Origin of the sequence: Pseudoclavibacter sp. RFBG4 (assembly GCF_002931515.1) — a bacterium.
Lineage (GTDB): Bacteria > Actinomycetota > Actinomycetes > Actinomycetales > Microbacteriaceae > Pseudoclavibacter.
In genome coordinates, this window is sequence record NZ_PSYC01000039.1 from 90,120 (window position 1) to 110,278 (window position 20,159).

Sequence of the window (20,159 nt, forward strand, 5' to 3'; positions counted from 1 at the left end):
TGTCGAGGTGGATCGTTCCTTAGCGGAGCGACACGTAGTAGGGGCTGCCCCACGAGATCGAGCGGTGCTGCACGGAACGTCCGCCGTATCCGGGGTCATCGATGACCATGCCGTTGCCGGCGTAGATGCCGATGTGCTCGCCGGGCCAGACGACGAGGTCGCCGGGCTGCGGGTTGGAGGTGGGCGTTCCCATCGCAGCCTGCGCGGAGACGCCACGCGGCAGCGAGATGCCGACTGCTGCGTAGGCGGCCTGGGTGAGCAGGTCGCACGATCCGAAGGTGCTGCCGACGTAGCTCATGGCCGCAGCGGAGACGCTCGACGAGTCGACGCCCTGTCCGCCGGTCGACGCGGTGCTGGTCTTGCCCGAGGTGCTGCCACCGGTCGACGTCGTGCCGCCCGTGGAAGCGCTCGAGTCGGCCGTTGCGGTGGGCTCAGGCGTTGCGACGACTTCGGCGACCTGGTCGCTCGAGAGGGTCACGACGCTGGTCTCGGTGCGGTCGACCGCAACTTCTGGAGCCGCGACGAGGTCGACGGAGGCCTGCTCGACGACTTCTTCTGCCGGAGCCTCAGCGGTTGCGTCAGCATCAGCGGTCGGAGCCTCGGTCTCGACCGTGGTGGCGGCGAGGAGGTTGGCCTGCGCCTGGCTGGCGTCGTTGCCGTCGGCGACGGCCGCCGGCACGACGACTCCTGCCGTAGCGATGGCCGCGACGGTTGCTGCGGCCGCGAAGCCACCAGCCGTGCGGCGACGCTGACGAGCGACGAGCGACGCCGGCTTCGCAGCGCGGATGCTCACGGAGCGACCCGTGAACGCCTCGGGGATGTCGATGACCTCTGCGAGCTGCTCGACGGCTTCGTCGCCGGCGACCTGCGGGAGCGCAGTGGTCGTGGGGAGCACCGACACGAGTGCGCCGAGCTCGTTGCGCTGGATGTGCGCGGTGTCGTGCACGAAGGATGCTGACGCAGAGGGCGTCGGCACGGATGCCGAGTTGATCTCTGCGACCGAAGCCTCGATCACCGGCGCGGACACACCCGTGACACCGACAGTCGCCATTGGGCGCTGGCCCGTGCGGCGCTCGATCTCACGAGCCTGGCGTCGCGTCAGCGGTGCCGTGGCGTTCGTCAAGTTTTCCAAGTCGTTCCTCCAGCGCCTGACTCCTGGGAGCCGATCCCGCTCTTGCCTGTTACCAGGGGGAGCTAGGTCGAGGAGCGGGATACGGCGCCTCGGCCTGCCAGCCATGCAGACTGCATAGCTCATGACTCGGACAACACTAGTGGAAAAGCTGTGAATTGTCACGCTTCGGTGTCAGAACCCTAACGCCGAGGTAACGAACCCCGAGTTTCCGGGGAAGTCAGGCGCTTGAAGGCCCGCAGAATGCGGAGGAGATCTTCAGCTGGCCGTGACCAGATCTCAGCCTAGCGCACCTTCGGGGCTCAGGATCGCATCCACGTACACGTGCTCGGCGGTTTCGAGCGAGACCTCGACGCCGATGCCGCCAGAAGCGGGCAGCAGGCCGATCCACGCACCACGGCGCTGCAGGGTGACCTCGGTACCAGGGAGCACGCCAGCCTCGCGAAGGAGCGTGAGCGTCTGGAGGTCGGACTGGACGGGCTCGCCGAGGCGACGCACCTTCGCGAGCACGGGCTCCGTGGAGGTGGCTCCGCGTGCAGACTCCTCGAGGAGCGCCGAGACGCTCACGACGCCGGCGAGGAACTCCTCGGCAGGCTCGGCGCCGAACTCGACGAGTCCCGGAATCGGGGTGCCGTACGGCGATTCGCTGGGGCGACCGAGCATCTCGAAGATCCGCTGCTCGGCCTCGTCGCTCATGACGTGCTCCCAGCGGCAGGCCTCTTCGTGCACCTGGGCGAGGTCGAGGCCGATGACGTTGGCGAGGAGGCCCTCGGCGATGCGGTGCTTGCGCAGCACGCGCGTCGCCTTGGCGCGCCCGTCGGTCGTCAGCACGAGCCGGCGGTCACCGGCGACCGAGACGAGTCCGTCGCGCTCCATGCGCGCGATCGTCTGCGACACCGTGGGACCCGAATGGCCGAGCCGCTCGGAGATGCGAGCCCGAAGCGGGGTGATGCCCTCTTCCTCGAGGTCGAGAATGGTGCGGAGATACATCTCCGTGGTGTCCACCAGATTGGTCACGCCCCGCCACCCTCCGTTGCATTGGTCCGCCAAGCCTAGCGGCGAGCGAGCCCGCTTGCGCGCATAGGCTTGCAGCATGCCTGACATTCGCATCCCGACAGAGTTCATTCCGCTCGACGGCCGATTCGGCTGCGGCCCGTCGGTTGTACGGCCCGCGCAGATCGACCATCTCGTCGCAGGGGCCACCAGCATCCTCGGCACCTCCCACCGCCAAGCACCCGTCAAGGACCTCGTGGGCCGCGTGCGCGCTGGCCTCTCCTCGCTCTACCGTCTCCCCGACGGCTACGAGGTGCTGCTCGGCAACGGCGGGTCCACGGCATTCTGGGATTCCGCGGCCTTCGGCCTCATCTCCGAGCGTGCGCAGAACCTGACCTTCGGTGAGTTCGGCGGGAAGTTCGCCAAGGCAGCAGCTGCCCCGTGGCTCACGGCCCCGGACGTGCGCTCCGCCGAGCCAGGCACGATCGCCTCGCCGGAGGCAGTCGCCGGCATCGATGTGTACGCGTGGCCGCACAACGAGACCTCGACGGGAGCCATGGCCCCCATCCGTCGCGTCCACGGCGACGAGGGCGCACTGACGGTCATCGATGCGACCAGCGCCGCGGGCGGCGTCGACATCGACATCAGCGAGACCGATGTGTACTACTTCGCTCCACAGAAGAACTTCGGCGCCGACGGTGGCCTCTGGCTCGCGATCGCGTCCCCGGCTGCGATCGAGCGGATCGAGCGCATCGCCGCCTCAGAGCGGTACATCCCCGACTTCCTGAAGCTCAGCCACGTCGTCGAGAACTCGCGCAAGAACCAGACGCTCAACACGCCGGCCATCTCGACGCTGCTCCTCCTCGAGGCGCAGCTCGACTGGATCAACGGCAACGGCGGAATCGCCTGGGCCGACAACCGCACCCGTACCTCCTCCGGAATCATCTACGACTGGGCGGAGGCCTCCGAGTACGCGACTCCGTTCGTCGCGAACCCGGCAGAGCGCTCGCAGGTGGTCACGACGATCGACTTCGACGAGCGGGTGGATGCGGCGGCCGTCGCGGCGGCGCTCCGCGCCAACGCCATCGTCGACACCGAGCCGTACCGGAAGCTCGGACGCAACCAGCTGCGGGTCGCGACGTTCACGTCGGTCGACCCGGATGACGTGCGTCGCCTCACGGGCGCAATCGACTACGTGGTCGAGCACCTGGGCTGATCCCGGCGGGCCCCACCCCGATCGAAGCGCAGACGAGAGGAGCGTCACCAGCAGCTGCTGGTGACGCTCCTCTCGTCGGTCTTGCGTGCTTTGCGTGTCTCGCTTCGCGATCCAGCGTGTCGTGTCTCCGCGCGAGCCGAGAGCTGACTTGTGGTCGCTTCCGGTGGGCTATGACGACCACAACTCGGCCCTCGGCCACCGGGCATCCGCCGGGCTAGCTCTTGGCGTCGCCTTCTGGCGCCGACACCTCGGAGTCGGGCTCGAAGTCGACCCCGTCGAAGACGTCGTCCATGTCGTCGGCGAATTCGCGAATGTCGGCGGCCTCACCGAACTCGGCGTCCTCCTGCGCTGGCAGCTCGTCCTCGCTGCGAGGGACCACGACAACCCGACGGCGCTTGCCGCGTGAGCTGCTCTTCTCGGGCTGCACCTCGTCTGCGAGCGCGGCGGGCGCCTTGGCGGCCCGCTTCGCCTTCGGCGCGCTCGGCTCGGGAGCGACGTCGTCGCTCTCGACCGCGCCTGCCTTGGGCTCCTGGCCCGAGGCGTCGTCGGCACCGGATTCGCCGGCACCGGATTCGCCGTCGACGGCCTTGCCCGCCTTCTTGCGCTTCCGACGCTCAGGCTTCTTCGGGGCTGCCTCGCCATCGGCGTCGCCGTGTGCGTCCGGGGTCGCCTCCTCCGCCACGGCGTCAGGCTTCGCCTGGTCGACGCGCTTGCGACGCGACCGCTTGGGCTTCTCGGCGGGCGGCGTATCCGCATCGGTCACCTCGACAGCAGCCTCGCCGGCAGCCGTGTCGCTCGGAGTGCCGTCGGTGTCGACGTCCGACTTCGACTTCTTGGCCGACTTCTCCTTCTTGCGCTTCTTCTTCTTGGGCTTCTCGGCTTCTGGAGATTCGCCGACGGCAGGCTCGGAGCCAGCACCTGCTGCGACGTCCTCACTCGCAGGCACCTGAGCCGACTCGTCGTCCACGGAGCCGTCTGCGGACGAATCGGCCTCGGTCGCACCGTCTGCGCCGATGCGACGGCGGGTCCGCGTGCGCCGGATGCGCTTGCTCGACCTGGGCGCAGCCTCAGCGCCCGCGGCCTCTGCGTTCTCGCCGTCGACGTCGACGACCTCGCCGGCCTCGAGCAGCTGCGCCGCTTCGTAGTCGGCGAGCCGATCGGACCACGGCACCCACGAAGGTGCCAGCAGGGCCCCGTCGCCGGGCAGCAGCTCGGCCTCGAGGACCGTCGGCTCCGCCTGGTCGACGAGGCGCACGAGGGAGACATTCCATCGCCAGTCCGGGTAGCCGGGCAGGCGCGTCGTGTACTGGAGCGTGTAGACGCCCTCGTCCTCCTCGGGGACGACGGCGACGAGCTCGCCGAGCTCGGAGGCCGGCGTCACGTCCAGCAGAGCCGACCAGGCGAGCCTTCGCGAAGACTCGAGCTCGACGGCATCAAGGGCGACCCCGAGCGGGGCTGCAAGCACGGCCTCGTTCGTCATCAGGCGTCCAGGTCGTCCGCGACGCGACGGAGCATCGCTGCGATCTTCGCGCCCTGCGGCTTCTCGGGGTAGCGACCGCGACGCATCGCGCCGCCAACGGAGTCGAGCAGCTTCACGAGGTCCTCGATGATGACTGCCATGTCATCAGGCGACTTGCGCTGGATGCGCGCGACGCTCGGCGGAGCCTCGAGGACGCGGACGGACAGCGCCTGCGCACCGCGTCGTCCGTCGGCGATGCCGAACTCGAGCTTCGTTCCCGGGCGCACCGACGAGGTTCCTGCTGGCAGCGCTGTCGCGTGCAGGAAGATCTCCTGACCGTCGTCGGCCGCAATGAAGCCGAATCCCTTGTCCTCGTCGTAGAACTTCACCTTGCCGGTGGGCATGGCCATCTCCTTGTTCGGCGCACGAAGCACCAGATCGAACTTTCACAGGCGGGGCGGCGAACTTCGCTTCCCCTGGTCGGCCGCGGCGTGCGGCTGATCCGAACCAGTCTACGGTGGCGCGCATGTCGATTAGTCTGGTTCGGTGACCTCTTCCAACGGCGCCCCCATCGCGAAGGGCGAACGCATCCTCGCTTTCATGTCCCTCGGCATCGCGGCGATCTCCTTCATCGCGCTGCTCGTGCTGCTCGCGACGCCACTCCTCGGCATCGAGGTCGACGCGAGCAACCCGATCTGGCCGACGCTGCTGTTCGTCACCTACATCGGCTTCCCCGTCGCGTTCCTCCTCATCCTGTCGCTCATCATCTGGCGCGTCGTCGCGAACCGACGCTCGCGGGGCAGGTCCGAGAGCTGATAGACGCCTCCCCGAGCGCGCTGCGGGTCCTCCAACTCCTCCGCAGCCTGGATCGCACCGACCTCGCCAGCCTCGCCGCCTGGCGCAGGCTGTCGATGCGCGGCTCGAGCGGTGCCATGGACATCGCCGAGGCGCTCGCAGAAGAGTCCGCCCTGAGCGAAGCCGTCGCGCGGCTCGGCTGGCGAGACGCCTCGCGCCTCGCCGCAGGTGCACCGCAGGCGCTGCAGACGGCTCGGCTGCGCGGCCTCGCTGTCGGAACACCGGAGGCACCCGAGCTCCTCTCGACCACTGCCACCGCCTTGTCCGAGCTCCTCGCGGCGTCACCCGACGCCGCCGAGTTCGATGCGTCGAACCTCGCACCGCTCCCCCAGGCCACCGAGCGCGCCCACAGCGCCGCACAGCTCGCAGCCGATGCGATCGCTTCCCTCGACCTCGCCCCACGTGCCTACCGCGACGGACGAGGCGGACTGCAGCTGGGCGCGACGACGGTCCGTCGCATCGCCGCAGAGCTGCACACCGAACAGGCCGTGCTGTCCCCCCTCTTCGAATGGATGCTGGACCTCGGCCTCTGCAGCCCGGTCTCCGACGCCATGCGCCCCACCTCGCTCGGGCGCGTGTTCCGCCTCAGCGCCCCGCTGTCACGGTGGCGCCAGCTCGCCGACTGCTGGCTCGCAGAGCTCCGCGTCACCGACAGGACGGGCCTGCTCGTCGACGCGAAGTCGCACGCGACGCCGCAGACAGAGCTCCTCGGTATCACCGTCGAGGGCCAGCTCAGCCAGCTCGGCGTCTTGCTCGCACAGGACGACCTCGACGGCGCGGCTGACCTCCTCGAGGCCTCCCTGCCCGACGAAGTTCCTGGCGTCTATCTCCAGCCGGATCTCTCGATCATCGCGCCTGGCCCGCTCGCTCCCGCCGACGAGCAGGAGCTGCAGTCCGTCGCATCCCTCGAGCGACGCGGCCTGGCCTCGAGCTACCGGCTCTCCGAGGCCTCGGTCACGCACGCGCTCGGCACCGGGCTCTCGATCGGTGAGATCAAGGCCACGCTCACTCGACTCTCGCTCACCGGCATCCCCCAGCCCGTCGAGTACCTGCTCCGCGAGGCCTCCAACCGGCACGGCCGAGTGCGAGTTCGCGAGCACCCCGTCCGCCCCGGCACCATCGTGACGAGTCAGGACCCGGCGCTCATGGATGCGCTGAGGGTCGACGCAGCCGTCGCACCGCTTGGGCTCCGCCAGTCCGGAGAGGGTGCGCTCGTCTCCTCGGCGTCGCGCGACACGGTCGTGCTCATGCTGCTCGACGCCCGCTACCCGGCAAGCGCCGAGAACGCCACGGGCCAGCTCGTGCCACTCCGCCCCCGGGAGACCGCCCCGGCGCGCGACCAGCGTCCGAGCGAGGCGGCACTGCGGTTCGCGGACGCCCTGCACGACGAGGCCACACGCCTGGACGCGGGAGACGATGCGCAGACGTGGGTACAGCGCCAGCTGGAGGTGGCACGACGCGCGAAGAGCGAAGTGACGGTGCGGGTCGACCTGGGAGGCGGCAAGGAGACCACGCTGCGCCTCGTGCCGATGAGCGTCTCGGCTGGCCGCCTCCGAGCGAGGGACCTCGCGGCCGACGTCGAACGAACCCTTCCGATCCGCGCGATCCTCGAGGTGCAGCTCTCCGAGGCGCCAGAAGACCAGTAGCGCTGCGAGAAGTCGCCGGCACCGCTGACGCGCAGGACCCGGCGGGTATGATTGACCGTTATGGCACTTGGACCGTTGATCGTACAGAGCGACAGAACTGTCCTGCTCGAAGTGGCGCATCCCGACGCCGAAGCCGCCCGCCACGCGTTGGCGGTCTTCGCCGAACTCGAGCGAGCGCCGGAGCACATCCACACGTACCGCATCACGCGGCTCGGTCTCTGGAACGCCCGCGCGGCCGGCCACGAGGCCGACGAGATGCTCGACGTCCTCGAGCGCTTCGCGAAGTTCCCCGTCCCAGCGTCCGTCTCCGGCGAGATCCGCGAGACCGTCGCCCGCTACGGCAAGCTCGTCATCTCCCGCGATGACGAGGGCGAGCTGGTCGTCTCGAGCGACGACCCGGCCGTGCTCCTCCAGATCTCCAGGGCCAAGCACGTCGCACCGCTCCTCGAGGGACCGACCGGCGAGTCCGGATTCCGGGTGCAGGCCTGGGCCAGAGGTGAGCTCAAGCAGCAGCTCGTGAAGCTCGGCTGGCCCGCGGAGGACCTTGCGGGGTACACACCTGGCACGCCGCACGCCATCGCGCTCGACGAGTCCGAATGGCAGCTGCGCGACTACCAGCGGTCGGCCGTCGACCACTTCTTCGAGGGCGGGTCCGGGGTCGTCGTGCTCCCCTGCGGCGCAGGCAAGACGCTCGTGGGCGCCGGTGCCATGGCGACCGCATCGACGAGCACGCTCATCCTCGTCACCAACACCGTCTCCGCACGGCAGTGGCGCGACGAGCTGCTCCGCCGCACCACGCTCACGGAAGACGAGATCGGCGAGTACTCGGGCGAGGTCAAGGAGATCAAGCCCGTCACGATCGCGACCTACCAGATCCTCACCGCGCGCCGGAAGGGCGTCTACACGCACCTCTCGCTGCTCGACGCCCTCGACTGGGGCCTCATCGTCTACGACGAGGTGCACCTGCTGCCGGCCCCCGTCTTCAAGCTGACGGCCGAGCTGCAGGCGCGACGGCGGCTGGGCCTCACGGCGACCCTCGTGCGAGAAGATGGCCGAGAGGGTGACGTCTTCAGCCTCATCGGCCCCAAGCGCTTCGACGCTCCGTGGAAGGACATCGAAGCCCAGGGGTACATCTCGCCCGCCAAGTGCTACGAGGTCCGGGTGGACCTGCCGTACGAGACGCGCATGGAGTACGCGGCCGCGAGCGACGACGAACGCTACCGCATCGCCGCGACGGCGCCGGCGAAGCACGAGCTCGTCAAGGCCCTCATCCGCAAGCACCGAGGCGAGAACATCCTCGTCATCGCCCAGTACCTCGATCAGATCGACAGCATCGCCGAGGAGCTCGGGGTGCCGAAGCTCACGGGCCAGACGCCCGTCGCGGAGCGCGAGGAGCTGTTCCAGGCGTTCAGAGAGGGGCGGGAGAAGGTGCTCGTCGTCTCGAAGGTCGCCAACTTCTCGGTCGATCTGCCGGATGCGTCCGTCGCCGTGCAGATCTCCGGCTCGTACGGCTCGCGGCAGGAAGAGGCGCAGCGCCTCGGCCGGCTGCTGCGCCCGAGCTCGAGCGGCGTGACCGCCTCGTTCTACACGCTCGTCTCGCGAGAGACCGTCGACCAGGACTTCGCACAGAACCGGCAGCGTTTCCTCGCGGAGCAGGGGTACTCGTACGAGATCCTCGACGCCGACGCCATCCTCGAACCTGCTTAGCTCTGCACCACGAGCCGGAGGTCGGAGGTCACACGCGGGCCAGGAGCTCCACGTGCGTCATGACGAACTCGGCATCCTCGTCGTCCGCCCACTCCGACCAGGCATCGGCGATGCGCTGAAGGTCGCCTGACGACGCGATCCCCCGCGCCCGCGCATCCTCGGCGAACCGCGACCTCGTGGCGCGTTCCGCCCACGTCGACCCCCACCAGGCGCGCTCCTCGGGCGTTGTGAAGATCCAAGCGCTGGCCGAGAGACGGGCATCCTCCAGTCCCGCCGAACGCGCCCAGCGCCGCAGGACCCGGCCCGCGTTCGGCTCCCCGTCGTTCGAGCGCGCGACCTTGTCGTACACGGCGAGCCAATGGTCGAGCTCCGGAAGCTGCGGCGACCAGACGCACGTGCCGTAGTCGACGTCTCGCACCGCGACCAGTCCGCCCGGCTTCGTCACGCGGCGCATCTCCCGCAGCGCCGCGACCGGGTCGGAGAGGTGCTGCAGCACCTGATGAGCGTGAACCACGTCGAACTCGCCGTCGGCGAAGTCGAGCGCATAGACGTCGCCGAGCAGGAACTCCGTCTGCGTGTCCCTCGCCTCTACTGCGGAAGCACGAGCCACCTCGAGGGGCTCGTCCACGACCTCGATGCCGACGACACGGCCGGCGGCGCCGACCAGCCGCGCGAGATCCAGGGTGATCGATCCCGGCCCGCAGCCGACATCGAGCACGTGCATGCCCTGTCGCAGCTCGGGGATGAGGTAGCCGGCTGAGTTCTCGGCCGTACGCCGCCCGTGCGAGCGGAGCACGCTCGCGTGGTGGCCATGGGTGTACCTCGGGGCAGCGGAGTCGTCCATGTCGGCACAGTAGCGCACCGCGCACGCCCGGACCCGCGTGAGGACGACCCAGAAGATTAGCGCATCCGCACCGCCGCGACACCGCGCGCCGTCAGACTTCACTCAGACGGCGTCAAGATACTTAGTCCATGACTGATGGCCCCAAGATTCTCGTTGTTGACGACGAGCCAAACATCCGCGAACTCCTGTCGACCAGCCTGCGCTTCGCAGGGTTCATGGTGCGTGCCGTCGGCAACGGCGCCGCCGCGATCTCCGCTGTCATCGAGGAGGAGCCCGACCTCATCGTCCTGGACGTCATGCTCCCCGACATGAACGGCTTCGGCGTCACGAAGCGCCTGCGCGCGTCTGGCTACACGAGCCCCATCCTGTTCCTCACCGCCAAGGACGACACCGACGACAAGATCGAGGGCCTCAACGCGGGTGGCGACGACTACGTCACCAAGCCGTTCAGCCTCGACGAGATCGTCGCCCGCATCAAGGCCATCCTCCGCCGGACCATGCAGGCCGAAGAAGAGGCGGTCATCCGCACGGGCGAGCTCACGATGGACCAGGACACCCACGAGGTGTTCATCGGCGACGAGCCGATCGAGCTCTCCCCCACCGAGTTCAAGCTGCTGCGATACCTCATGCTCAACCCCAACCGGGTGCTCTCCAAGGCGCAGATCCTCGACCACGTCTGGGAGTACGACTTCAACGGCGACGCCGGCATCGTCGAGTCCTACATCTCCTACCTGCGCCGCAAGCTCGACCAGTTCACCGAGGAGCCGCTCATCCAGACCAAGCGCGGCTTCGGCTACATGCTCAAGGTCTCCGGGGCCAAGGCCTAGCAGAGGTGACCAAGCCCGACCACGAGGGGAAGTAGGCGGTGCCGTTCAGGGCATGGCGCTGGGATCGGCTCTCACTCCGCAACAAGCTGACGATCGTCAACATCACACTGCTGACGTTCGGCATCGTCGTGGCCGGAATCGGCACGACACTGCTGCTGCGACCGACGCTCGTCTCGCAGACCGACTCGCAGCTGAGCGTGTACGCGAGCGACCCGACCCAGTTCCTCGCCGCTGACCCCTCTTCGAGGCTCATCACCTACGACGCCATCCGCATCGCGCCGTCCACGATCTACGTGGCCGTCCTCGATGCGGACGGCCAGGTCGTCGTCGACAACTGGGGACAGTGGCAGCGACCGCAGGCGATCGCGCCCGAGGTGCCCGCAGACGCAGCAGTCCGTGGCAGCCAGAGTCTCTTCGACATGGAAGACCCGCTCGGGGCGACCTGGCGGACGATCACCGTGCCAGAGGGAGAGTACGCCGCCGACCAGGTGCGGGGCACGCTGCTCATCGCGGCCCCGCTGACGAGCGTCAACGCGACGATGGTGAATTTCCTCGCCATCTTCTTCGGCTTCGGGCTGACGGTCGTGATCTTCGGCGCGGCACTCACGAGAGTGCTCGTCTCAGCGACGCTGCTCCCCCTGAGGCAGGTCGAGGCCACGGCCATGCAGTTCGCGTCTGGTGACTACTCCCAGCGCCTGCCCGCCGGCACGCCGAACACCGAGGTGGGGCGACTCTCTCGGTCGCTCAACACCATGCTCGTCCGCATCGATCACGCCTTCGACGAGCGGACCCGCACCATCGCGCAGATGCGCCGATTCGTCGGCGACGCGAGCCACGAGCTGCGCACGCCGCTCGTCACGGTCCGCGGATACGCCGAGCTCTACCGCATGGGTGCGCTCAACGACCCCGAGAAGGTCGGCCAGGCGATGGAGCGGATCGAGAAGGAGGCGCTCCGCATGGGGGGCCTCGTCGAGGACCTCCTGCAGCTCGCTCGACTCGACGAGACGCGCGAGCTGGTCAAGGACGTCATCGACCTCGAGCCGATTGCCGAGGACGCAGCGATGGATGCGCACGCGACCGCCAAGGACCGCGTCGTGCGAGCCCTGCCTGTGAACATCATCCAGGAGACCCGCGGCGACGCGGAGCCTCTCGGATCCGAGACGACCGGTGAGCTGCCTGCTGCCGTCGAGGCGGACATCGTCCCGGCCGACGAGTCCGCCAGCGCTCCGGAAGGTGCGGCCGCGAAGCGCGCGCTGTGGCGACGGCGTTCGCTGCCGCGCCCGGCTCTGCGAGGCTTCCCCATCAGGCGCAAGGGGGCCGAGCCGAGTGGGATCGAGGCCGCCGACTCCGACGAGGACCTCGGGGATGTGCCCGCCATGGTGCACGCGAACGAGGACAAGGTCAGGCAGGCGATCTCGAACCTGCTCGGCAATGCCATGCGGTACACGCCGGAGGGGTCTCCCCTCGAAGTTGGCGTGACGGTCGATCTGCCGAACCAGCTGGCCATCGTCGACATCATCGACCACGGTGAGGGCATCCCCCCGCAGATCAGGCAGAAGATCTTCGAGCGCTTCTGGCGCGCGGACACCTCTCGCGCGCGCGAGACCGGCGGTTCGGGGCTCGGACTCTCGATCGTCTCGGCGATCATGAAGGCGCACGATGGCGAGGTCGACGTGCTCGAGACCCCCGGAGGCGGGGCGACGTTCCGCCTCAAGTTCCCGCTGCTGATGTCCGCGCCTGTGGACAGCGCCCTCTCCACAGCTCCGAACAGCTGATCCCCAACACGCCGCTGCTGCTCCTAGCCTTCTCGCGAGGTGCCGCCAGAACCACCCGGCGGCCGAAGAAGGGGGAACACTCATGGCCGTCTACATGGTCGACAGCGAGCAGCTGCAGCTCGCCGTCACGAACACGCAGTCGTCGATCGGGCGAGTGCAGGCAGAGGTCGCCGCACTGCTCGGCAACCTGACCGCACTCGAGGGGTCGTGGAGCGGGGAGGCGGCGGCAGCCTTCCAGGGCCTGGTGCAGCAGTGGCGCTCGACGCAGGCTCAGGTGGAGTCGAGCATCTCCGCCATCAACGGCGCTCTGGGTAGCGCGAGCGCCAGCTACGGCACCGTGGAAGGCGATGTTCGGCGGCTCTTCAGCGTCTGACCCGCACTGCACTCGGCGGCTTGGCTTGGCCGGAGCCTCGACCCATCGCGTCGAGCAGCGAGGCGCGAACGACGAAGCGGGCGGCTCCGTGAGGAGCCGCCCGCTTGCTTGTCGTGCGCGTGGTGCTTAGAAGTCCATTCCAGCGCCCGGGTCCATCGCCGGTGCGCCAGCCTTCTCGGGCTTGTCAGCGACGACGACCTCGGTCGTGAGGAAGAGACCAGCGATCGAAGCTGCGTTGAGCAGCGCGGAACGCGTCACCTTCACCGGGTCGAGCACTCCAGCCTCGATGAGGTTGACGTACTCGCCGGTTGCGGCGTTGAGGCCCCAGCCGTCTTCGAGTCCGGCGACCTTCTCGGCAACGACGCCGGGCTCGAGGCCAGCGTTCGTCGCGATCTGCTTGAGTGGTGCGAGGATGCCGACCTTGACGATGTTGACGCCGGTCGCTTCGTCGCCCTTGAGCTCGAGCTTGTCGAGAACGCGTGCGCCAGCCTGGATGAGGGCGACGCCACCACCGGCGACGATGCCCTCTTCGACGGCAGCCTTCGCGTTGCGGACAGCGTCCTCGATGCGGTGCTTGCGCTCCTTGAGCTCGACCTCGGTCGCAGCTCCGGCCTTGATGACGGCGACGCCACCGGCGAGCTTCGCGAGGCGCTCCTGGAGCTTCTCACGGTCGTAGTCGCTGTCGCTGTTCTCGATCTCGGCGCGGATCTGCGCGACGCGGCCGGCGATCTGCTCGGGCGAGCCAGCACCCTCGACGATCGTCGTCTCGTCCTTCGTCACGACGACCTTGCGGGCCGTGCCGAGGAGGTCGAGCGTCGTGTTCTCGAGCTTGAGTCCGACTTCCTCGCTGATGACCTGTCCACCCGTGAGGATGGCGATGTCCTGCAGCTGGGCCTTGCGGCGGTCGCCGAAGCCGGGAGCCTTGACGGCAACCGACTTGAAGATGCCGCGGACCTTGTTGACGATGAGCGTCGCGAGAGCTTCGCCCTCGACGTCCTCGGCGATGATGAGGAGCTGCTTGCCGGCCTGGATGACCTTGTCGACAACAGGAAGGAGGTCCTTGATGTTGGAGATCTTGCCGTTGACGATCAGGATGTAGGCGTCTTCGAAGACGGCTTCCTGGCGCTCGGGGTCGGTGACGAAGTACTGCGAGAGGTAGCCCTTGTCGAAGCGCATGCCCTCGGTCAGCTCGAGCGTGGTGCCGAACGTGTTCGACTCCTCGACGGTGACGACGCCTTCCTTGCCGACCTTGTCGATCGCCTCGGCGATGATCTCGCCGATCTGAGCGTCAGCAGCCGAGATCGATGCGGTCGCAGCGATCTGCTCCTTGGTCTCGACCTCCTTGGCGGATGCGAGCAGCTCGGCGACGACGGCCTCGACGGCCTTCTCGATGCCGCGCTTGAGCGAGATCGGGTCTGCGCCTGCTGCGACGTTGCGGAGGCCCTCGCGGACGAGCGCCTGAGCGAGGACGGTGGCCGTCGTCGTGCCGTCACCGGCGACGTCGTCGGTCTTCTTCGCGACCTCCTTGACGAGCTCGGCACCGATCTTCTCGAACGGGTCGTCCAGCTCGATCTCCTTGGCGATGGACACGCCGTCGTTCGTGATCGTGGGCGCGCCCCACTTCTTCTCGAGCACGACATTGCGGCCGCGTGGGCCGAGCGTGACCTTCACCGCGTCGGCGAGCGTGTTCAGTCCACGCTCAAGCCCGCGACGGGCCTCTTCGTCAAAAGCAATGATCTTCGACATATGTGTACTGCGTCCTTTCCGGACGTGGTTCGTGAGGTTCGTGGTTGGCACTCGAACGAGGCGAGTGCAAGTCCATATTGGCACTCGGCCCTGTCGAGTGCAAGCCGCCCCGACGCCTTCTCGCTGCGGGCGAACGAGGACGGCAGATCCCGCGCCCGGCACAGAAAACGGCGCCGACCCCCAGAGAGGGTCGACGCCGCTTGTCGTCGCGGATCAGAGCGCGCGGACGGACTCTGCCTGGGGGCCCTTGTCGCCGGCCCCGATCTCGAATTCGACCTTCTGTCCCTCTTCGAGAACGCGGTAGCCCTGCATCTCGATGGCCTTGTAGTGCACGAACACATCCTGTGCGGCAGCGCCGTCGAGCGCATCCACAGTGATGAAGCCGTAGCCCTTGTCAGCGTTGAACCACTTCACGGTTCCGTTCGCCATGTTTGTCTCCATTGCTCAGTAGTACTCGCCAGCGCCAGCCGGCGGAGCCCTGCATGCGTGCGAGGGGGACGAACGATGGTGCCCAGGACTCGAGCAAGATACTAGGTCGCGACCTGTTGACCGTGGAAGCCGAAAACCGTGATCACGTCACCTGGCGACGTTTTGTTTCCAGATGTTCACATTCGCGGAACACACGGCGCGCATTCCCCGGTGAAAGCCCGGGGGTTTCGGGCTATCCGGCGAGGTCGAGGCCGACGATGACCACGATCGTGCCAGCGGCAGCGACGTTCGGATCCAGGACCGCAGTGCCCCCGCCGAGCGACTGCACGAGCGCCAGGGCAGCAGCCTCCTGAGCGGGGTCATTGTAGGAGACGGTGGTCGTCGCGTAATCGGAGGTCGGTGCATCCGCCGTCTCCGTCACATTCCAGCCTGCGGCAGCGAGCTCGGTGGTCGTTCCACCGGCGACGCCAGCCAGCTCGGTGCCGTTGAGCACGCGGACGGCGACGTTGGGGTCGAGCTGCGGCACGACCTCGGCCGGCGCCTCCTCGACAGGGGCGGCCTCGGCCGGCGTCTCGCTGGTCTCGGGCTCGGCGGACGGGCTGAACGAGACGGCACCATTGATGATCTGCATGGCGACCGCCGCGACGGCGACGATGACGACGACGGCCAGCAGGCCCCAGAGCCACGAGGCGAGCTTGGCGAGACGGGTTCGGGGCGCACGATGCGCGCCGCGCCTGTCGAGGCCTGGTGGGATGTCGTCGAAGCGATCCTTGGGGTAATTCACGTGTCTACCGAATCCGTCCTGAGGTGGGAGAGGCGCTGGACATGCGCTGCTCGCGCCGCAGCTGGCGCTCATCCGCCCGCCGCTCGCGCGCACGCCGCAGGCGGCCGACGAGCATCGGCTGGCGGGCGAGCGCAGCTGGTGTCTCGATGAGCGTAGCGAGATTTCGGTAGTACTGCGTCGTCGACCAGCCGAAGCGATCCCTGATCGCTGCCGTCTTCGCTGCGTTCTGCCGCGGATTCAGGTCTTCGAAATCCAGCAGGGCGCGCTCGAGGTCGCTGAGCTCCACGTCCCGTTCCATGCACGAAGTGTACGAGCAAGGCTCACGGACTCGACTCACGCAACGCGCGTATGCTCATTCCTCCCCGACCGCTCCCAGCGGTCTCGTCGATCTCCAGGAGGCACGGTGTCCTACGCCGTCAACAAGCCCGATTCCGAGTGGCGCGCTGAGCTCACGCCGCAGGAGTACCACGTGCTGCGCGAGGCAGGCACCGAGCGGGCCTACACGGGAGAGCTCCTCGAAGAGGGGCGCGCCGGCCTGTACACCTGCCGCGCATGCGGCTCCGAGCTCTTCAAGGCCGGAACGAAGTTCGACTCCGGATGCGGGTGGCCGAGTTTCTACGAGTCGGTGCGCCCCGACGCAGTCCAGCTGCTCGAGGACCGCTCGCTCGGCATGGTCCGCACCGAGGTGCGCTGCGCGAACTGCGGGTCCCACCTCGGGCACGTCTTCCCCGACGGCTTCGGCACCCCGACGGGCGACCGCTACTGCATGAACTCGCTCTCGCTCTCCTTCACCCCGGACGACGAGACGCCCTCCGAGTAAAGAGAGCAGCACCCGAGTGGCCATGCGGTGCGCGCCTCGCGCACCGCATGGCTATGATGGTGCCGCTGCGATTGCAGCAGGCCGACTTAGCTCAGCTGGTAGAGCACCGCTCTTGTAAAGCGGATGTCGCGAGTTCGAACCTCGCAGTCGGCTCCAGAATCCTCCCGCCCCGCGCGAGCCCCTCGTCGCCCCGTGTTCCGAAAGGTTCCGAAAGCGGGCCGAACTATACTCGGCTGGATGCACGAGCACACGACTGCGCAGCGCGCACCGCGCCCTCAGCGCACGACCGCAAGCCGCGGTGTGCTCGGACTCACCATCGGCGCAGGCCTCATCCTCACGCTCATCGCGATCAGGACGTTCACGGCTTCGCTCGACGACGCACCGGCCCTCGGCCCGATCAGCGACTTCGTGACGCTCTCGCTGAGCGTCGTCATCGAGTCCATGCCGTTCATCGTGCTCGGCATCCTGCTCTCGATCGTCGTCCAGCACTGGCTCCCGCCGGGCTTCCTGATGCGCATCCTGCCGCAGACCCCCTGGCTCCGACGCGCCGTGATCTCCCTGTTCGGCATCGCCCTGCCCGTCTGCGAGTGCGGCAACGTGCCCCTCGCCCGCGGCCTCGTGCTCCGCGGCTTCACACCGGCCGAGTCGATCACGTTCCTGCTCGCGGCGCCCATCCTGAACCCCATCACGATCGTCACGACGTATCAGGCGTTCGGGTGGGACCATGGAATCCTGGCCGCCCGCATCATCGGCGGCTTCGTCATCGCCAACGTCATCGGCTTCCTGTTCAGCCGCCACCCGAGACCACAGGAGCTGCTCACGCCGAGCTTCGCCGCCACCTGCGAGCTGGAAGCGAAGCACGGACACGGGGGCCGCTCCGGCGTCCGCGACCGGCTGCGGGCGAGCGCGTCGATGTTCGGCGCCGAGACCTCCACGATGCTCCCGGCGCTCTTCATCGGGTCGGCCATCGCGGGGGCCATCCAGGTCGGCGTCTCGCGCGATCTCCTCACGACGCTCGGCGAGCATCCCGTGCTCTCGGTGCTCGTGCTCATGACGCTCGGCTTCGTCATCTCGATCTGCGCGAACGTCGACGCGTTCTTCGCCCTGTCCTTCGTCGGGACGTTCATGCCCGGCGGGATCGTGGCCTTCCTCGTGATGGGGCCCATGATCGATGTCAAGATGCTCGCACTCATGCGCACGACCTACACGAGCGCGGTCCTCGCGCGCATCACCCTCATCGTCGCGCTGTCGGCCTTCACCCTCGGACTCGGAGTGAACCTCATTGCTTGAACGACTGCTCTCCAGATGGCGCGGGGTCGCGCTCACGCTCTTCACCGTCGTCGCCACGGTGTGGCTCTCCATGACGGGCGGGCTCTCGCTCTACATCCACCCCCGCTACTTCGTGTTCACCTCGATCATGGCGGTCATCGGCGGCGTCCTCGCGATCGCGGCCATCGCCGTCACCCCCGGTCGCGAGGACCATGACCACGGACATGACCACGACCACTCGCACGAGTCGGATGCGCTCGGCACGTCGACCACTCGGCGGAGCAACCGCCGCCCGCGGCTCGGCGCACGTCAGCGCATCGCCGTGATCGCCTCGACGACCGTCACGCTCGTCGTCGTCGCGACGGCGTTCGTGGCGCTCATCATCGCACCGCCGGTGACACTCAGCTCCGCGGCGGTGGAGAACCGCTCCCTCAACGCCAATGCGCAGACCGTGGACTCCCCGATCTCGGAGGGCGAGACGCTCCGGGGCCGCGACACCAGCTCCTTCACCGTCAAGGACTGGGCCGCGATGCTCCGCCAGGGCGACGGGGAGCAGCAGGTGCTCGGCGAGCGGGCGAAGCTCGTCGGGTTCGTGACCGAGGACCCGGACTCGCCGGACGCCTTCATCCTGGCGCGCTTCGTCGTGAACTGCTGCGCGATCGATGCAGCCCCGGTGGGCGTCGCCGTGCACCAGCCCGGTTGGCAGGGCAGCTACCCCGTCGATTCCTGGGTCGAGGTCGACGGCGCGTTCGTCACGAACCCGAGCGCCTCCAGCGCCGAGCGCGTCGCACTCATGCCGACGACCATCACCGCGATCGACCAGCCGAACGATCCCTATGTCTACTGATCTCGCCTTGGGCGGACGCCGCTTCCGAAGGACGTTCATCCTGGCGGTCATCGTGCTCGCCCTGCTCGCCGCGGGGCTCGCCGTCGGCAACATCCTGCAGGGCCCGCGCGTCGCGTCGACCGCGGTCAACGCCATCGGCACGGTCGAGCAGCAGGGCACGCGCCTCGTGCTGACTCCGAACCAGCGCCTCCGCGAGATCGACCCGGCGCAGGTCGTCCTCGAGCCAGCTGCCGCCTACAGCCTCACGGAGGAGAACGGCACGATCACGGTGACGTTCGAGCAGCTGCTCGCCTACGACACGAACTACACCCTCACGGTGACGGATGCCGTGAGCTCGTCGACGGGCGTCGCGTCGACCCTCGAGACCGAGTTCACGACACCACCCCTCGAGGTGTCGACGCTCGTCCGCGGGGCGATCTCGACCGGCGGGACGCTCGAGGACCGGGTCATCGAGACGAACGTCTCCGGCGGGGGCGAGCCGAGCATCCTGTTCAGCGCCCCGCGCATCCAGGAGTACGCCCTCACGGACGCGTTCGTCGCCGTCATCGAACAGGACTCCGCCGGCCTCGGCACGGTCGGCGTCGCACCTCGCGCTGAGCCTGGACCGGCTGTCCCCCTGAACGTGGACGCGACGGGGAGCTTCTCGAGCCTCGCCGCCGACGCCGCGAGCGGCCTCATCGGCTTCGTCATCGACGGCGTGCACGCTGACGGACAGACCGAGCTGGTGCGCTCGCTGTTCGTCTTCGACACGAGCGACACGTCGTTCCGGCCCAAGCAGGTGGCAGGACCGGACGGCACACCGCTCATGGTCTCGACTTGGGCGTTCGCGCCGCGCACGGGGGCGCTCATCGCGCAGACCCTCGACGAGCAGCTGTACCTCGTGAACGTGCTCGCCGGCACCCCAGCCGAGCCGATCGGCCAAGCGCAGCACTTCCATGGCTTCGTTCCCGGCACGGCCACGGCCGTGACCTCGGGTGTCGGCGGCTACACCCTCTTCGATCTGAGCTCGGGGACCGCGGAGCAGCTCACCCCGGCTCCGATGACGCTCAGCGAGACGCAGTACCTCACGCAGACGAGCGTGCTCGACCCCGAGGGAACCCAGATCTCCGCGGTCGCGGATGCGGCGGCCGGGCTCGCCGACGTCACGGTGGAGTTCGCCGACGCCGACGGCCAGCGCACGCTCTTCGACCCGGGCGACAGCGGCGAGTGGCTGCGCGACATCTGCGTCTCCCCCAACGGCCAGTACCTCGCCGTCGAGACGGGCCTCGGCGCGCAGGGGCCGGACGGCTACGCCGTCCTTCCCGGCATGAAGCAGTCGACGACCACCGTCATCGACATCGCCACGGGCGATGAGCTCCGCCGCCTCACCGGCTTCCTGACCTCGTGGTGCCGCTGACCCGTCTCCACGACATGGGACCAGATACGACGATGGGCCCCACC

20 protein-coding genes and 1 tRNA gene are annotated in these 20,159 nt (G+C 68.4%); 12 read left to right on the top strand and 9 right to left on the bottom strand.

Translation table 11 applies throughout. The features are described from left to right. Window positions 1-19: 19 nt before the first annotated feature. Entirely contained in the window at window positions 20-1,132 is a 1,113-nt protein-coding gene (locus tag C5E10_RS14995; protein ID WP_181062796.1) for a C40 family peptidase, read from the bottom strand. A gap of 276 nt (window positions 1,133-1,408) precedes the next feature. Further along, entirely contained in the window at window positions 1,409-2,146 is a 738-nt protein-coding gene (locus tag C5E10_RS15000; protein WP_104241893.1) for a metal-dependent transcriptional regulator, read from the bottom strand. A 76-nt stretch (window positions 2,147-2,222) separates the two neighbouring features. Here C5E10_RS15000 and serC point away from each other — a divergent pair, with 76 nt between their 5' ends. Beyond that, on the top strand, window positions 2,223-3,338 hold the full coding sequence (serC, locus tag C5E10_RS15005; protein ID WP_104332314.1) for a phosphoserine transaminase: 1,116 nt from the start codon (window positions 2,223-2,225) through the stop codon (window positions 3,336-3,338). Between the two features lie 214 nt (window positions 3,339-3,552). On the opposite strand, the gene C5E10_RS18935 is transcribed toward serC, so the two are convergent. After that, window positions 3,553-4,818 carry a DUF3027 domain-containing protein gene (locus C5E10_RS18935; protein WP_146080298.1) on the bottom strand — a complete coding sequence of 422 codons (1,266 nt, stop codon included), beginning with the start codon at window positions 4,816-4,818 and terminating at the stop codon, window positions 3,553-3,555. Further along, the gene (locus tag C5E10_RS15015) at window positions 4,818-5,201 is read right to left on the bottom strand and encodes a cold-shock protein (protein WP_104241897.1); all 384 of its coding nucleotides are present in this window, start codon (window positions 5,199-5,201) and stop codon (window positions 4,818-4,820) included. The genes C5E10_RS18935 and C5E10_RS15015 overlap by 1 nt, the downstream gene beginning before the upstream one ends. Window positions 5,202-5,343: 142 nt before the next feature. Between C5E10_RS15015 and C5E10_RS15020 the strand changes: the two genes are divergently transcribed. The 3 genes from C5E10_RS15020 (at window position 5,344) to C5E10_RS15030 (ending at window position 9,005) form a co-directional block, all read left to right on the top strand. Continuing rightward, the gene (locus tag C5E10_RS15020) at window positions 5,344-5,613 is read left to right on the top strand and encodes a hypothetical protein (RefSeq protein WP_104241898.1); all 270 of its coding nucleotides are present in this window, start codon (window positions 5,344-5,346) and stop codon (window positions 5,611-5,613) included. Between the two features lie 95 nt (window positions 5,614-5,708). Continuing rightward, window positions 5,709-7,298 (top strand): helicase-associated domain-containing protein, encoded by a 1,590-nt coding sequence (locus C5E10_RS15025; RefSeq protein ID WP_104332315.1) that lies wholly within the window; start codon window positions 5,709-5,711, stop codon window positions 7,296-7,298. A gap of 60 nt (window positions 7,299-7,358) precedes the next feature. Further along, a complete protein-coding gene (locus C5E10_RS15030; RefSeq protein ID WP_104332316.1) occupies window positions 7,359-9,005 on the top strand; it encodes a DNA repair helicase XPB in 1,647 nt (548 codons plus the stop codon). 28 nt (window positions 9,006-9,033) lie between these two features. Here C5E10_RS15030 and C5E10_RS15035 read toward each other — a convergent pair whose 3' ends face one another. After that, complete coding sequence (locus C5E10_RS15035; RefSeq protein WP_104332317.1) at window positions 9,034-9,849, bottom strand: methyltransferase domain-containing protein; 816 nt, start codon at window positions 9,847-9,849, stop codon at window positions 9,034-9,036. Between the two features lie 128 nt (window positions 9,850-9,977). Between C5E10_RS15035 and C5E10_RS15040 the strand changes: the two genes are divergently transcribed. The 3 genes from C5E10_RS15040 (at window position 9,978) to C5E10_RS15050 (ending at window position 12,824) form a co-directional block, all read left to right on the top strand. Beyond that, a complete protein-coding gene (locus tag C5E10_RS15040; protein ID WP_068479813.1) occupies window positions 9,978-10,676 on the top strand; it encodes a response regulator transcription factor in 699 nt (232 codons plus the stop codon). A 38-nt stretch (window positions 10,677-10,714) separates the two neighbouring features. Next, complete coding sequence (locus C5E10_RS15045) at window positions 10,715-12,451, top strand: cell wall metabolism sensor histidine kinase WalK (RefSeq protein ID WP_104332318.1); 1,737 nt, start codon at window positions 10,715-10,717, stop codon at window positions 12,449-12,451. An 82-nt stretch (window positions 12,452-12,533) separates the two neighbouring features. Beyond that, on the top strand, window positions 12,534-12,824 hold the full coding sequence (locus C5E10_RS15050; protein ID WP_104332319.1) for a WXG100 family type VII secretion target: 291 nt from the start codon (window positions 12,534-12,536) through the stop codon (window positions 12,822-12,824). 126 nt (window positions 12,825-12,950) lie between these two features. Here the strand turns inward: C5E10_RS15050 and groL are convergent, their stop codons facing one another. From groL to C5E10_RS15070, 4 genes are all read right to left on the bottom strand, one after another. Continuing rightward, a complete protein-coding gene (groL, locus tag C5E10_RS15055; RefSeq protein ID WP_068479821.1) occupies window positions 12,951-14,570 on the bottom strand; it encodes a chaperonin GroEL in 1,620 nt (539 codons plus the stop codon). Window positions 14,571-14,783: 213 nt separating this feature from the next. Beyond that, window positions 14,784-14,999, bottom strand: coding sequence for a cold-shock protein (locus tag C5E10_RS15060; protein ID WP_068479823.1), 216 nt, complete (start codon window positions 14,997-14,999; stop codon window positions 14,784-14,786). Between the two features lie 232 nt (window positions 15,000-15,231). Further along, window positions 15,232-15,783: a LytR C-terminal domain-containing protein gene (locus C5E10_RS15065; protein WP_160073586.1), complete on the bottom strand. Its 552-nt coding sequence runs from the start codon at window positions 15,781-15,783 to the stop codon at window positions 15,232-15,234. A 4-nt stretch (window positions 15,784-15,787) separates the two neighbouring features. Further along, window positions 15,788-16,081 (bottom strand): DUF3263 domain-containing protein, encoded by a 294-nt coding sequence (locus C5E10_RS15070; protein ID WP_104332321.1) that lies wholly within the window; start codon window positions 16,079-16,081, stop codon window positions 15,788-15,790. 105 nt (window positions 16,082-16,186) lie between these two features. Between C5E10_RS15070 and msrB the strand changes: the two genes are divergently transcribed. From msrB to C5E10_RS15095, 5 genes are all read left to right on the top strand, one after another. Then, window positions 16,187-16,603 (top strand): peptide-methionine (R)-S-oxide reductase MsrB, encoded by a 417-nt coding sequence (msrB, locus tag C5E10_RS15075; RefSeq protein WP_104241916.1) that lies wholly within the window; start codon window positions 16,187-16,189, stop codon window positions 16,601-16,603. 80 nt (window positions 16,604-16,683) lie between these two features. After that, window positions 16,684-16,759, top strand: a tRNA-Thr gene (locus C5E10_RS15080). Window positions 16,760-16,840: 81 nt separating this feature from the next. After that, window positions 16,841-17,893, top strand: coding sequence for a permease (locus C5E10_RS15085; protein ID WP_104332322.1), 1,053 nt, complete (start codon window positions 16,841-16,843; stop codon window positions 17,891-17,893). Beyond that, window positions 17,886-18,719, top strand: a complete 834-nt coding sequence (locus C5E10_RS15090; protein ID WP_104332323.1) for a TIGR03943 family putative permease subunit — start codon at window positions 17,886-17,888, stop codon at window positions 18,717-18,719. Before C5E10_RS15085 ends, C5E10_RS15090 begins: the two co-directional genes overlap by 8 nt. After that, window positions 18,709-20,115: a hypothetical protein gene (locus C5E10_RS15095; RefSeq protein WP_146080299.1), complete on the top strand. Its 1,407-nt coding sequence runs from the start codon at window positions 18,709-18,711 to the stop codon at window positions 20,113-20,115. The genes C5E10_RS15090 and C5E10_RS15095 overlap by 11 nt, the downstream gene beginning before the upstream one ends. Window positions 20,116-20,159: the final 44 nt, after the last annotated feature.